Raw genomic sequence first — 14,255 nt, 5'->3', positions numbered from 1 at the left:
TTAATTCCTAATCCTAAATATTCTCCTTTTCATTCTCTTGGATTTGCCCAGTTCTCCATTCTCTGGGTTACTTTTTCCTGCTCTTTTTCTGATTAGCTTAATCAACTTAGTCTAAACTCCAGTGAGTTAATTACAATGTGGAAAATCTAAATCTATAAATTCAGGTAAATTTTTTAGCTAATGACTTGGAGTTTCCGATGCATGAAGTCCTCGAATTCATAGTTATGTTGCAAGTAATATTTTTACAGGAACGTTGATGGGACTCGATTATTCAAATGGCTGTGTGAATTTTCGCGACATCGGGGAATCCCTTGAACTAATTACGGGCACATCCGTTTTCCCAAAGAATAAGCTGTTCCGTGGCGGCAAAATTGATTTCGTAAAACATGCTACAACGATTCAAAACCCCGCAACAATTCTCAACCTTCGACGAGGTCAAGACCCACAATGTCTTCCGACAATCTATGCTCATTTCCCTGCATCTAATGACCTTGAAAAATACGAAACATCCAATCGCAAAGTACGCCGTTGGCTGAACGATGTTGTCTCATACTTAAGCAAACCTGACACACAGTTCCCCTTATTGATACACTGTACGTCAGGCAAAGATCGAACTGGCGTTGTCGTGGCAGCCATATTGACGATCGTTGGGATTGACCGCTCAACAATCATTGAAGAGTACCTTCTAAGCGAAGGCGAAGTTCACCCCAGATGGATTGAAATGGCTCTTGATGGCATCGCCGATCCTAAGAAGTATTTCCATCGTGTTGATTTACAAGCATTAGTACATCGGCTCGCAAAATGAGCAACACAAAAGACCTTTGTACATTAAGTTCAAGTATGTTGACAGGCAAGCGTTCAATTCAGTCATTTAACTCCTTCTTATAGCAACAGGTTTGCGTAGGACATAAAATCCTAAAGATGATTGGCGGCTTCGTCACCAATCCCATCTCAGCATCGCAATTTAGTCCCATTATGGTTACTGCCATTTGACTGCCACTTAACTGACACTTGGCTGGCGCTTGCGGATCAGATTGCGCCTATTCAGGCTCAAGGGGAGCCATTGTTAACCCTGCTTGCTTTAGCTGAGCATGATAAAGCTCAGCTTGCTCCATTGGACCAACCCAGACGATCGCTAAACCTTCAAAATGCACTTGATTGGTCAATTCCCAAGCCATCTGCTCAGTCATGTTGGGGATATATTTCATCAAACAATTCGAGACATGCTCGAAGGTATTGAAATCATCGTTTAGCACAATGACCTTATATTTCGGGTAAGGCTTGCGTACTACTTCCCGCACGGTGTCTTTAACTTTTTCGGGGGTTTGAACAGCAGCAAATATAGCCATAATCTCAACTAACGCTTTATACCTTAATTATCTCAGATAATTTTATAAAAGGTGACAGGCTCGTCCCTTAGTTAAGTAGCTAGGCATAAAACTTAAAACCTAGAAGAGCATACCGCCCGCGCAGCGGGCGGTATGCTCTCTGGTTTTGGTTTTTAATTATGCCTAGCTACTTACATCTCTCTGAATCCCCAAATCTGAATCCTTAAAATCGCTGTAGGATAGACTTAGTTGCTCCTCTGACATTACAACATGACTGCGATCGCCCCTATCCCCAATATTTCCTCAGCGCAAACCCAGATTATTGATTGGCAAGCGATCGCTAACGCTTTGATTGCGATCGTCGGCGATCGCTATGTTGTGCGCACTCGTGAAGAGTTAATCGCCTTTGAATGTGACGGACTGACCAGCTACAAACAACAACCCGCGATCGTCGTTTTGCCCCTTACTACCGAAGAAGTTTCAGCCGTGGTGAAAGTATGCGATCGCTATCGACTCCCCTTTGTGGCAAGAGGTTCGGGCACGGGTTTATCAGGTGGGGCATTGCCCTTGCCTGACTCAGTGCTAATCGTGACCTCGCGCATGAAAAAGATTTTAGCTATTGACATGGAAAATCAACGGGTAACCGTACAACCAGGAGTCATTAATAACTGGGTGACTCAGGCTGTAAGCGGTGCAGGATTCTATTATGCGCCCGATCCTTCCAGCCAGATCATCTGTTCTATCGGTGGTAATGTCGCGGAGAACTCAGGTGGAGTTCATTGCTTGAAATATGGAGTGACTACCAATCACGTTCTCGGCGCAAAAATCGTCCTTCCCGATGGAGCGATCACCGATATTGGCGGCAAAATCCCTGAGAGCCCTGGCTACGATCTCACGGGGCTATTTGTCGGCTCTGAGGGAACCCTCGGAATTACCACAGAAGTCACGCTCAAGATCCTGAAATCTGCGGAATCAATTCAAGTGCTCCTAGCCGATTTTACCAGCGTCGAAGCCGCAGGAGCGACCGTATCCAATGTGATCGGGGCTGGGATCATTCCTGGAGGAATGGAAATTATGGACAACATGAGTATCAATGCCGTCGAGGACACCGTCGCCACCAATTGTTATCCCCGCGATGCGGCAGCAATTCTCCTAGTTGAAATTGATGGATTGGAAATAGAAGTTGCCGAGAGTGCCAAACGAGTGGAAGCAATTTGCTATCAAAATGGGGCGCGAAATGTGACTACAGCGATCGACCCCGAACAAAGACTACGTCTTTGGAAGGGGAGAAAGGCAGCTTTTGCGGCGATGGGTCGCCTAAGCCCCGACTACTACGTTCAGGATGGGGTAATTCCGCGAACAAAGCTTACTTATGTATTGCAAGAAATTGAGAAGCTCAGCGAGAAATATGGTTATCATGTAGCGAATGTGTTCCATGCTGGCGATGGTAATCTGCATCCTTTGATTTTGTATAATAATGCGGAAGTTGGCGCTCTAGAAACTGTAGAAGAATTAGGTGGTGAGATCCTGAAACTATGCGTGCGTGTTGGCGGCAGTATTTCGGGGGAACATGGCATTGGGGCAGATAAAAAATGCTATATGCCAGAGATGTTTAGCCCGTCGGATTTGGAAACCATGCAATGGGTGCGCAATGCCTTCGATCCTAAGGGCATTGCCAATCCTACGAAAATTTTGCCAACTCCCCGTACCTGTGGTGAAGGGGCAAAGCCCAGCCACGATGCTAAGTATAAGATGATGGAACGTTTTTAGGAATGTTTGTAAGTTTCTTAGCTACTTAACGTGAGTTCGGGATAATTTGAAACGGGCTTTGAGGAAGGGTTTGCGAAGTAAAACCTTCCTCAAAGCCCAAAAGTAAAAGCCTTGCTACGCAAGGCTTTTACTTTTGGGCTTTGAGAAAGGGTTTTGCTACGCAAAACCCTTTCTCAAAGCCCATTAGGAATATGCGTTAGCTTCGAGAATAGCTTTATCGCGAATGCGACAGGAATCACATACTCCACAGGGAACTTCACCACCCTGATAACAAGACCAAGTAAGGTCGATTGGTACGCCCAAACGTTTCGCCCGTCGCACGATATCGGTTTTAGAATCCATCACCAATGGTGCAACCAACTTGGGAGCATTTCCTTCCACACCGATCTTAGAAGAGAGTTCGGCTAACTTTTGAAATGCTTTCAAATAACTGGGACGGCAATCGGGATAACCCGAATAGTCAACCGCATTAATTCCCAAATAAATAACCTCCGCTCCTTTTGCCTCAGCCAAAGATAGAGCGATCGCAATGAACACCGTATTCCGTCCTGGAACATAGGTAATCGGTATTTCCCCCGCCTGCACGCCTTCCGTCGGTACCTCAAGATTTCCATCAGTCAAAGCCGATCCTCCCCACTGCGATAGGTTCACATCGACAATAAAATGTTCGCGAATGTGTAATGCGGCGGCAACTTCCCTTGCGGCAAGCAATTCTCGCTCGTGGCGTTGACCATAGCGAAAGGATAGGGCGATCGGTTCGTAGCCATCGGCGATCGCTTGAGCTGCCGATGTGGCTGAATCGAGCCCACCTGACAATAAAATAATCGCTTTCCGTTGAGGGGATTCTAAGCTTGCCATCTCAATTACCTTACTCCTAATAACTTGTGGGTTTGGATACTCACACACCAGTTAGCATGGCTTAATACATATTGCAGTACCAGATCCTTACTACTAGGAGTTTCCCACTCAGCCTGTAAATATTTCATCACATTTATCGCAACTTTTTCCGCATTATGTTCAGCCCATATTAAATCCGACGCATCCTTAACGACGATCTTCAGCTCATTCACCCGTTCGTAAATGCTGGCATGGGGAGGTTTAAATCGCTTTGGCGAAAAGGTAACCCAGTCAAAATTGCCGCTAAAGGGATGCGATCCCGATGTCTCAAGATGCACTCGCAATCCCTGAGTCTTTAGCTCGGCAGTCAATTCCGTAAGATCATGCATCAAGGGTTCACCGCCAGTAATGACCACGATCGCAGGTTTCACTACGATCGCTTGCTTAACAAGATCGGCGATCGCTATTTGAGGATGTCTTTTCATATTCCAAGATATCTTGGTATCGCACCAAGGGCAGCCAACATCACATCCTGCCAACCTGATAAAAAACGCATTCGTTCCCATCCATGTGCCTTCTCCTTGTAAGGAATGGAAAGTCTCCACAATGGGTAAACTATTTGCAAAATTAACTCGATTCACTCTGATTCCGAAGCGCTAGGCGCTACTATAAACAACAAATTAAGGCTTTATACCAATTCACGAAAGTGTGACAACACTTTTGTGAATTAAAAACTAAACCTAGTAAGGGTTTTCAAGTTAAGAAATGGCTACGCCATTTCTTAACTTGGTATTAGGGTCACCTTCTAAGTAGCTGGGCATAATTAAAAAACCAGAATCAAAACCTGTAGCACACGCGCAGCGTGCGCTACAGGTTTTGGGGTTTTATATTTAATTGCGCCTAGCTTCTTAATCTTTAACATTACCTCGCAAAGCTTTGACTTCTCCCCTTCTAGTCTTATCGTCAATACGTCGATTTTGAGCAGTACGGGATGGTTTGGTGGGCTTACGTTTGGTGGGAGTCACCGTCACACTTTGGATCAATTGCTGAAGACGATTGAGCGCATCATCGCGATTTTGTTCTTGAGTCCGATGCTGCTGCGCCTTGATGATGATAATTCCATCTTTGGTAATGCGGCGATCGCTTAAGTTAAGTAGCCGCTCCTTATATATCGGTGATAGAGAAGATGCATTGATATCAAAACGGAGGTGGATCGCAGTCGATACCTTATTTACGTTCTGACCGCCTGCACCTTGGGAGCGAATCGCGGTAATACTAATTTCGTCGAGCGCTAGAGATGTATATTTGGTAATTTGGAGCATGGAATTGTCTAAAGCGGTTCGAGAAAGCCTATTCTATACTACCTAAAAAATCACCTCAAAAATTCATCCCTTTCTATCACAGTGTAAGTTTTGCTAAGGACATACAGCGCTTTGCGCTCAAAAACAAAAGATGAGTGGTGGCGCGAAGCGCCACCACTCATCTTTTGTTTTTGTAGTACTTTAACAAAATAACAGCTCTTCTTCAGGGCAATCGCGATGTCCGAGTGGTTCGAGCGGCACCCCATAGGCACTCTGGATATTGGCAGGGGTGAGAACTTGACGGGGCGTACCACTGGCAACTAGGTGGCGATTGAGCAGGAGCAAGCTATCGTAGCGATCGAGGGTATTACCCCATTCATGGCAACTGATCAGTAAGGTCTTACCCTCCTGCTTTAGTTCGCTATAGATCTGCCACATCAGCGCTTCTGTCTTTTTGTCAACGGCAGTCATCGGTTCATCCAATAACAAAATATCCGCCTGTTGCGCCAAGGCTCGTGCTAAAAATACGCGCTGCTGCTGTCCCCCTGAGAGCTGTTTGATCGGGCGATCGCGCAATTCGTAGAGTTCCACACGCTCTAGTACTTGGCGGACGATTTCTTGAGATTGACGGCTAATTTTGCCAAACCAACCACTATACATAGTCCGCGCCATCATGACCACATTCCAGACAGTGACGGGATAGTCCCAATCAATCTGCGATCGCTGTGGTAGATAAGCAACCTTTTGCCTCTGCTGCTTCAGCAGTTTGCCATTATAAAAAACTTGCCCTCTCTGAGCGGGAATTAAATCGAGCATCGCTTTGAGTAAGGTACTTTTACCCGCCCCATTCGCACCAATGAGTCCCACTAACGAGCCTGATTCAATGCTAAAGGAAACATCCGACAAAGCCAAAACTTCGCGATATCGAACGGACAGGGTTTGTACTTCAAGCATAATGCTCAAAAAATGATAATCGTTTTCAAAAATTATACCCCTAAATGATGATTAATACCAAAGCTTAAAATGGCGTAGCCATTTTGAGCTTTGAAAACCCTTACTGGGTTTGTTTTTTAATTCACAAAAGTGTTGTCACACCTTCGTGAATTGGTATAGGTAGATGATTAAGTACTCGTACAAAATTACTAAAACCTGTAAAGTTGCGCTCCGCAGGGGCGCAACTTTACAGGTTGGGATCTGTAATTAATTATGTCTAGCTACTTAATAATCACAAATATAATCACAAATAATTTTGACGAATAATTTTAGTTGGAATTTTGCGTCGCTTTCACAGCGTAATAACCAAGTAATGTCGCCACAGTGAACCCCGTAAAAAATAATGCAAACAGAACACTGATACCGCCAGTGATGCCAACTTGAGCAAGAATGCCTTTGCCAGTTAAAACTTCATTGGCAAAGCCTGCAACCAATCCAATCATCGCCATCCGACCATTCCAAGTTTCAGCAAAATTACTAAAGCCAAATACGCCTGCCCCTGTAGGATTGACATTAAGATCAAAGTTTTTGCTAGCTGCCCCAGATTTGTCGCCATTAGAAGCTTCGCTTGATGCAACCTTATTTGGTGTAGTAGTTGGTGTAGTTACCATGATTGATTACTTTCCTGCAAAAGTTTTTATATTAATTAATTAAAATTTACATTTAATGTAAACAAATGTAAATCTATCAACAGAAATATGCCCTATTGCTTGAACCCCAGTTGCCAAAAGCCAAACAACCCCGAAGGGAGCAAGTTTTGTATGAATTGTGGTAAAACTTTGCAGCTTAAAGGGTTATATGAGGCGATCGCCTTAATTGGGCAAGGAGGGATGGGGCGTACATTTCAGGCAAAGAACTTAGGTCGCTTGGGACAAGACTGTGCGATCAAGCAATTTCTACCTCAGTTTTACGAACCAGAATTAAGGCAAAAGGCGATCGCTCTCTTTGACCGCGAAGCCAACCAACTTAAAGAGCTTGGTTCCCACCCACAAATTCCCGAACTGATTTCATATTTTGAAGAAGAAGGATATTTATACTTAGTGCAAGAGCTAATCGAGGGGGCAAACCTCTATGTAGAGTTACAGCGTGACGGAATTTTCAGCGAAGCGCAAGTTTGCCAACTTCTAATCAATATTCTTCCCGTTCTTCAATTCATCCATGACCGTCAAGTCATCCATCGCGATATTAAGCCTGAAAACATCATTCGTCGAACTGGAGCTAGTCACAATAATTTTGTCCTCGTTGATTTTGGAGCGGCTAAAGCCTTTACCTCCAGTTCAAATCGTACGGGCACGTTGATCGGTAGCGCGGAATATATTGCTCCCGAACAGGCAAGGGGCAAAGCCTTTCCCCAAAGCGATCTCTATAGTTTAGGAGTAACCTGCATTTATTTATTGACGGGAGTTTCCCCCTTCGATCTTTATGATGATGCCAGTGATCGCTGGATTTGGCAGGAAAAGCTGCCAACTTCTATTTCCCACCATTTAGTCATGATTCTCAATCGTCTTCTGGAAAGAGCGATATCAAATCGTTATACCTCAGCCAGAGAGGTTTTACAGGATCTACAATCTTTGGGGACTTACCCGAAACCTAATTCTGAGAGTTTAGAGGAAAGCTATGCGCCCCTCAGCATTGATCCGAAAATCTATCCACAAATCGCAACCTTAATAGAATTACTAAATCTAGGTCAATGGCAAGAAAGCGATCGACTCACCAATGAAATTATTTTGGAACTGGGAAACAAAGATAGAATTGCTCGATTAACTGCTAAGGAAATCGAGCTTATTGACTGCGAGATCTGGCTAGCGATCGATCGGGCATGGATGCAAGCTAGTAATAATCGTTTTGGTTGGAGCATTCAGCAGCAAATCTGGGTAAACTTGGGCGGCAAATTGATTTATACCGAAGATAATTATTGGGAATTCGCTGCTATTTATGAGAAGTTTGCCGATCGCCTTGGATGGCGCAAACCAAGTTGGTTCAATCTAGAGTTTTCGCCAAGGATTTGGCGTAACTATGAGAATTTGATCTTTGCGATCGACGCTCCGCTCGGACATTTACCCAGCTTGTTTTTTTGGGAAGGATTTAATTTAGTCGATCCCGTTTTCTATCGTTTGGAAGTCTGCCGTCAAAGTAGGAACCGTGCATGAATTGTCCCTACTTTGATAGACTAAGTAGCTAAGCATGAGTAAACTTAAAACCTAGAAGAGAGTACCGCCCGCTATGCGGACGGTACTCTCTGGTTCTGTTTTATGATGCTGAACTACTTACTTTGATAGACTACTTTGACAAATATTTTATATAAGGCTTCAACATCTATAGTTATGAAAAAATTTTTTGGCTATGCGATCGCGGCTTTGATGTCCTGTCTACTGATAGTAGCTTGCGGACAAACGAACACCACGACCAATACGCCTAATAGCCCAAGCAATAGTCAGCAAAACTCAATCCCCATCGGGATCGCTCTTGCCCAAACCAGTAATGTTGCATTACTAGGACAGGAAGAAGTTACAGGTGCAAAGATTGCAGAAGCCTATTTCAACAAGCAGGGTGGCATCAATGGCACACCAATCCGTTTAATTTTCCAAGATACCGCAGGCGATGAGCAGGGAGCAATTAATGCTTTTAACACTCTAATTTCCCAAGATAAAGTGGTCGGTATCGTGGGACCTACCTTGTCCCAGCAAGCTTTTAGCGCCGATCCGATCGCTGAACGAGCAGGTGTTCCCGTCATTGCCCCATCAAATACTGCTAAAGGTATTCCGCAGATCGGCAAATACATTTCGCGGGTATCTGCTCCTGTCGCAGTTGTTGCGCCTAATGCGATCGATGCAGCTCTTAAAATCAATCCTCAAATTAAGAAGGTCGCTGTCTTCTACGCTCAAAATGATGCTTTTAGTAAATCGGAAACAGGAACTTTCCAAGAGACCGTTAAACAAAAGGGCTTAGAACTAGCAACCGTACAAACCTTCCAAACCACCGATACCGATTTCCAATCCCAAGTAACTAATGCCATCAATATCAAACCTGATTTAATCATCATTTCGGGACTTTCGGCTGATGGCGGCAACCTCGTCAAACAACTGCGAGAACTGGGTTATAAGGGTTTAATCATCGGTGGTAATGGGTTAAATACTTCCAATATTTTGCCCGTATGTAAGGCTCTCTGTGACGGCATTATTATCGCTCAAGCCTATAGTCCCGAACTAAAGAATGAGGTAAATCAAGCATTCCGCCAAATCTATACCGAGCAGAATAAGAAAGAACCACCTCAATTTACTGCTCAAACCTTTACAGGCGTACAGGTGTTTGTGGAAGCTTTACGAACCCTTGACAAGACCACGAAGTTGAGTACCCTAACCTTGCCTCAACTGCGCACTCAACTCAATGACACCCTATTAGCGGGTAAATATGTCACTCCTATTGGAGAGATTTCTTTCACTCCCGAAGGTGAGATCGTGCAGAAGCAATTTTTTGTCGCCCAGATCAAAATGGATGCTGATGGGAACAGTGGCAAGTTCACTTTCATTCAATAATCACAGCGCCAAGCGCCGCCAGTAAATTCTTGGGATTTGAGAAAGGGCTTGCGTAGCAAGCCCTTTCTCAAATCCCGTTTCAAATTATCCCGAACTCACGTTAATTAGCGGTCACGTTTAGAGTCAATTTGATTGTGCCTTTTACCGTTGTGGGAAGTACGACATTTTGCAGCGATCGCTGGAGTAACTCCACAAATGTTCGATCCTTTAGCGTCGAAGCCCCATCATCCAATACAAACCTTGTCAGTCTGCCATTCTGAATAACGATCTCTAAAATCACAATTCCCTTAAGCCCAGCAGATACATTAAGGGATCGCAACTGTTGAGCGATCGCTTGTTGAGCAGTTGCGATATCAGCACCTACCAGCCCTGTAATACTTATTACCTGAACGCGAGGAATAGATGCTGACTCGTTGGCAGTCTTGTCGCTCACAGTACCAGAGGCAACTTGTTTGCTGATTTTTGCATCAGTACTGGGAACAGCGGGTAGAGGGGATGGTAAACCCACATTATTCGATTGCAAACGCGTTCTCAGTGAACCCTGCGTTGGCGAAGGTGCATTATAGGATGGAGATGGGGAGAGCATAGGAGCAGGTTTAAGCAGAGCATTGGATTCATTGCCAAAAACACCATCATAGCTAACTCCTTCGGGCAATTCGACAGGTACTTGTACTGTCACCTTCTCTCCGTCTGGGTTAACACGCACTTCATCACTGACCGCAACAAAGGCGGTGTACTGGGAAAGTAATCGGTAGTCCAGCGCTGTTTGAGTGACGGCATCAACCAAAGACTTTACTTCTCCAGCAAACATCTGATTCATTAAGTCTTTGATCCGAGCGCGTCCCCAGAGTTGAGCAATACCAAGATTACTATTGCGATCGCCAAAATTGACATTAATAGTTTGCTCGTAGCGTTCGCCACCTGCGGCGATTCCTGTAATTCTGAGATTGCCATTGGCGCGATCGCCTTTTTTACCAAAGATAGTTAAAGGCTGTTCGGCAAAGAGATCGGGAGGATTACTAGGATACATTTCGGGAGCTGTTCCTTCGCCTTCCCACTGCACTTGAATATTGGTCAGGACGGGATTGTTAATCTGACGGAAGAACTTCTCGGCAACTTCTTGAGTTGGCTCATCCTGTCGCACTACCCTCGATGTCCCACGCCCCATTTCCGCAATCCTTTCTAAAAGATAGCGATTTACCGAACTACCTACACCAAAACTATAGAGACGATTCCCTGGTTTGAGATTTTTTTGAACGGCGGCAATTACTTCATTGTCATTGCCAATATAACCATCCGTAATCAGCACCACACTTCGCAATCGACCATCACTAGCGGCAGGAAAGTTGGTTACTGCATTAATTCCATTCATTAATTCAGTGCCACCGTTAGCATCCACTTGATCGATATAATTCATCGCCTTTTGGCGATTTGCCGCAGTATTTTTTAATGGGTAGGACGAAAGCTGGCGAGTAGTGCTAGAAAAATCAATAATCGTGAAAGTGTCGTTAGGATTTAACCCATTAATAAAACGACGCATTAGTTCGCGGGACTTCAGGATCGGATCGCCCGATTGCGAGCCTGATGTATCCATCAAAAACACAACATCCTTCGGCACGATTTGATCAGGGCGATAGGCGATCGCAGGAATTAAATAGGTCGCAAAATGAGCTCCTCGCTCGGTGGTTGTCGTAAGAACCGCAGGTGCGGTGCGATCGCCACTAACTTTATAGCGCACGATGAGATCTTTATTAGGAATCGTATCTCCATCTGCCAGTTTGATCTGCACCGTTTCGCCGTTATTTTTCACATCTAAACGATGGGAAGTAGAGTAAAGATTGTGAATGGGAACCCCTGCATCAATTTGCAGATTGACCATAACATCGGCGGCTAAGATTGTTTTAGGATTAACGACAGGGGGCGTAATGAGCGCAGCATCGGGAACCTTAGTCGTGCTACCCCGATCATCGATCGCCTGTCCAGGAATGTAGCGGGGACCAACTACCAAAGGGAACACAAATTCGTAATCACCACGCTCAAATTTTAGGCTTTCGGTATAGCGAATTGTGACTTTAATTTCCTCTCCTGGTTTGATATTGGCGAGTGACTGGGTGAAAATATTATCCCGTTCTTGTTCTAGCAATCCTGCGGTACGTCCCTCTTGGCGAGCGCGATCGTAAATTGCCTTAGCTTCTTCCCTCTTCTTGATATCTCCTTTAATCGTGCGATCGCCGATCTTTATTTCCATATCATCGACGGCAGCTTGATCGGGTAGCGGAAATACATAAATCGCTTCTAGGGGCTTATCATAGGGATTTTGAAAGGTTTGGGTAACTTCTACGCGTGAGATATTGCCCGATATCTTGCCTTGAACATCGGTATGGGTCAGGGTAAATGATGCTTCATTGCGTGGACGAGTGGTCAAAGCATATAGCCCACCAACTGGACGATCTTTACTAGGCTCAGTTCTAGAATTGCGATCGCTAATAGGTTCGATAATTCCCGATTTAATCATAGTGCTAGAAGTGCTAGAAGATGTTTGAGGTTTAGCGATCGGACTTGTCTGAGCAAGGGTACGATGGGCGATCGCTCCCATCAGAAGGATTGCCATAGGGAGAACAATATAGATCGGCTTAATAGATTGAATCTGTTTCAAGGTAATTTCACTCCTAGCCACCATCGGCATTTTCAAATTAAAGTAAACTTAAAATCTAGAAGAACGTACCGCCCCCTACGCGGGCGGTACGTTCTTTGATTTTGGGTTTTAATTATGCTGAACCACTTAATATTCCAAGATATTCCAAGAAATATTTCCTAAGATTGAGTCTCCCATCAATCTCAAAGGGTTATTAACCAGTTGCATTTTTGGTAACGAAAAACTTCGCCCGAACAAAATAGGACGAAGCAAAGCATTGCTTGTAGGAAAGCGCGATCGCCCAACCATTCACCTAAAAGCACAACGCGATCGCCCCGTCACTCACCCCAAAATGCGATCGCAAAGCTTACATACATATTTTTGAGCCTAGATGTTTTAGTATTTGTAATACTTCATAAAGCTCATTATTAGGATTTACCAAAGAAAATAGCCGTGAATTAGCATACTCATTTTGTGAAGTTTTCAAAAATAAAAATTCATTGCCATTGGTAATCATGCCAAATGTTGGTTGTACGGTTTCTGAATTACTCAACATATAAGCTAAAGCTTGTGGAATCGCTCTTGTTACAGCAAAATCACTTCGTTTTGATTCAATGACTAATAACCAAAGCTGATTCTTTATTACCAATACATCGATCCGTCCTCGAATTATTGCTTCTTCATCTTTCATCTCTAAGGCAATAGCCGTTTCTGTCTCGATCCGAAATGGCTTGTGATAAAAGCCAGCGAGATCTAACAATGGTGCAAGTACTACCATTTTCACTGTATTTTCTAGCATTGGTGGATCTTCCATCAATTCTAGAAAATTAGCTTTCACCCGATCTAATAAACGCTTATCCTCTTCACTTAAAGTGGTAAAACTATCCAACCATTCAGTAAAAAAAGCAGAATCTTGAGATATCTGAATCCCAAAGTTTTGCTTTAATTCCCTTAGCGTTACATCTTTTGCGGCGATCGCCTGAGTCATTATGGATTTTAGTTAGAAGTAATAACCTTAATATTAGTGCAAAAACAAAATCACTAATACGATCGCCCACGCATCCAACTCACTCAAAACGCGATCGCCCAATCACTAACCTAAACGTGATCGCCTAACCATATAAAACGAGATCGCCCCCCCTCCACAAAAACACGATCGCCCAACCGCCCACAAAAAAGTACAACGCAATCGCCCAATTAGCAACACAAGAATAAGAATCTAACCTTAAATCAATCCCACAATATTCTGTTATGAATGCAGAAAAATACTATGCATCAGACCATATCTCAGATGCAAATACCTGCAAGGTATTATCAGCAATGTGAGGTGTTGCGTTACACAGATTAATATTTCCCCCTATTTCTGATTGAATTTTTGATCTTAGGACTCCTTCTACAGTTTTTCCATGCATGTATTGTCGAGGATCTGTATTGATATTGTTATCACATTCAATCGCTATTTCACCTGCATCTGGTTTTGGAACGTTATTATCCTTATATGACTCTTGAAGTTTCCTGTTGTGAATCGTATTAATATATTTTTTGAGTATCTTATCTTTCTGGACAGTTAAAGTCTCAACAATTAGTTGGTTCGCTCTTTCGATGCTAATTTGAGGGTAAAGTTCAGAAATATGTTTTTCATTTATAAAATGAGATTCAGAATCATTTCCTTGTGTTATGAATACTTTCATTCCTACCTTCTCAAGATTTTTTTTGTATTTATCTACCTCTATATCATTTAAATATAGAAGTTACGCATTGACAGAAGGGAGAAGATTTGCAGGTAGGAGATAATTGTAATCAGCTAAGTTTTCCATGACAAAAGAACGAATGACATCATTGAACAAATTACGCT

General features: G+C 43.7%; 13 protein-coding genes. 4 read left to right on the top strand and 9 right to left on the bottom strand.

The window, feature by feature from the left end:
- The first annotated feature begins 256 nt into the window (after nucleotides 1-256).
- Nucleotides 257-805, top strand: coding sequence for a tyrosine-protein phosphatase (locus tag PSE7429_RS15770; RefSeq protein WP_009628257.1), 549 nt, complete (start codon nucleotides 257-259; stop codon nucleotides 803-805).
- Between the two features lie 235 nt (nucleotides 806-1,040).
- Here PSE7429_RS15770 and clpS read toward each other — a convergent pair whose 3' ends face one another.
- The gene (gene clpS / locus PSE7429_RS15765) at nucleotides 1,041-1,349 is read right to left on the bottom strand and encodes an ATP-dependent Clp protease adapter ClpS (protein ID WP_009628256.1); all 309 of its coding nucleotides are present in this window, start codon (nucleotides 1,347-1,349) and stop codon (nucleotides 1,041-1,043) included.
- A gap of 249 nt (nucleotides 1,350-1,598) precedes the next feature.
- Here clpS and glcD point away from each other — a divergent pair, with 249 nt between their 5' ends.
- Nucleotides 1,599-3,098 carry a glycolate oxidase subunit GlcD gene (glcD, locus tag PSE7429_RS15760; protein WP_009628255.1) on the top strand — a complete coding sequence of 500 codons (1,500 nt, stop codon included), beginning with the start codon at nucleotides 1,599-1,601 and terminating at the stop codon, nucleotides 3,096-3,098.
- 183 nt (nucleotides 3,099-3,281) lie between these two features.
- Here the strand turns inward: glcD and queC are convergent, their stop codons facing one another.
- The 5 genes from queC to PSE7429_RS27775 all read right to left on the bottom strand — a co-directional run bounded on the left by queC (nucleotide 3,282) and on the right by PSE7429_RS27775 (nucleotide 6,840).
- Nucleotides 3,282-3,956: a 7-cyano-7-deazaguanine synthase QueC gene (queC, locus tag PSE7429_RS15755; RefSeq protein ID WP_009628254.1), complete on the bottom strand. Its 675-nt coding sequence runs from the start codon at nucleotides 3,954-3,956 to the stop codon at nucleotides 3,282-3,284.
- A 5-nt stretch (nucleotides 3,957-3,961) separates the two neighbouring features.
- Complete coding sequence (locus PSE7429_RS15750; RefSeq protein WP_009628253.1) at nucleotides 3,962-4,576, bottom strand: 7-carboxy-7-deazaguanine synthase QueE; 615 nt, start codon at nucleotides 4,574-4,576, stop codon at nucleotides 3,962-3,964.
- 267 nt (nucleotides 4,577-4,843) lie between these two features.
- On the bottom strand, nucleotides 4,844-5,257 hold the full coding sequence (gene arfB, locus PSE7429_RS15745; protein ID WP_009628252.1) for an alternative ribosome rescue aminoacyl-tRNA hydrolase ArfB: 414 nt from the start codon (nucleotides 5,255-5,257) through the stop codon (nucleotides 4,844-4,846).
- 180 nt (nucleotides 5,258-5,437) lie between these two features.
- Nucleotides 5,438-6,190 (bottom strand): metal ABC transporter ATP-binding protein, encoded by a 753-nt coding sequence (locus PSE7429_RS15740; protein WP_009628251.1) that lies wholly within the window; start codon nucleotides 6,188-6,190, stop codon nucleotides 5,438-5,440.
- 308 nt (nucleotides 6,191-6,498) lie between these two features.
- Nucleotides 6,499-6,840, bottom strand: coding sequence for a hypothetical protein (locus PSE7429_RS27775; RefSeq protein WP_009628250.1), 342 nt, complete (start codon nucleotides 6,838-6,840; stop codon nucleotides 6,499-6,501).
- Between the two features lie 87 nt (nucleotides 6,841-6,927).
- Between PSE7429_RS27775 and PSE7429_RS15730 the strand changes: the two genes are divergently transcribed.
- Both PSE7429_RS15730 and PSE7429_RS15725 read left to right on the top strand, forming a co-directional pair.
- Nucleotides 6,928-8,379 carry a protein kinase domain-containing protein gene (locus PSE7429_RS15730; RefSeq protein WP_040689040.1) on the top strand — a complete coding sequence of 484 codons (1,452 nt, stop codon included), beginning with the start codon at nucleotides 6,928-6,930 and terminating at the stop codon, nucleotides 8,377-8,379.
- Nucleotides 8,380-8,553: 174 nt separating this feature from the next.
- Nucleotides 8,554-9,765, top strand: a complete 1,212-nt coding sequence (locus tag PSE7429_RS15725) for an ABC transporter substrate-binding protein (protein WP_009628248.1) — start codon at nucleotides 8,554-8,556, stop codon at nucleotides 9,763-9,765.
- 100 nt (nucleotides 9,766-9,865) lie between these two features.
- Here the strand turns inward: PSE7429_RS15725 and PSE7429_RS15720 are convergent, their stop codons facing one another.
- The 3 genes from PSE7429_RS15720 to PSE7429_RS15710 all read right to left on the bottom strand — a co-directional run bounded on the left by PSE7429_RS15720 (nucleotide 9,866) and on the right by PSE7429_RS15710 (nucleotide 14,091).
- Nucleotides 9,866-12,445, bottom strand: coding sequence for a VIT domain-containing protein (locus PSE7429_RS15720; protein WP_009628247.1), 2,580 nt, complete (start codon nucleotides 12,443-12,445; stop codon nucleotides 9,866-9,868).
- A gap of 322 nt (nucleotides 12,446-12,767) precedes the next feature.
- A complete protein-coding gene (locus PSE7429_RS15715) occupies nucleotides 12,768-13,388 on the bottom strand; it encodes a type I restriction enzyme HsdR N-terminal domain-containing protein (RefSeq protein WP_009628246.1) in 621 nt (206 codons plus the stop codon).
- 280 nt (nucleotides 13,389-13,668) lie between these two features.
- Nucleotides 13,669-14,091, bottom strand: a complete 423-nt coding sequence (locus PSE7429_RS15710) for a hypothetical protein (RefSeq protein ID WP_009628245.1) — start codon at nucleotides 14,089-14,091, stop codon at nucleotides 13,669-13,671.
- Between the last annotated feature and the right edge of the window lie 164 nt (nucleotides 14,092-14,255).

Origin of the sequence: Pseudanabaena biceps PCC 7429 (genome assembly GCF_000332215.1) — a bacterium.
GTDB classification, from domain to species: Bacteria; Cyanobacteriota; Cyanobacteriia; order Pseudanabaenales; family Pseudanabaenaceae; genus Pseudanabaena; species Pseudanabaena biceps.
This window is presented reverse-complemented; position numbering and strand designations above follow the sequence as displayed.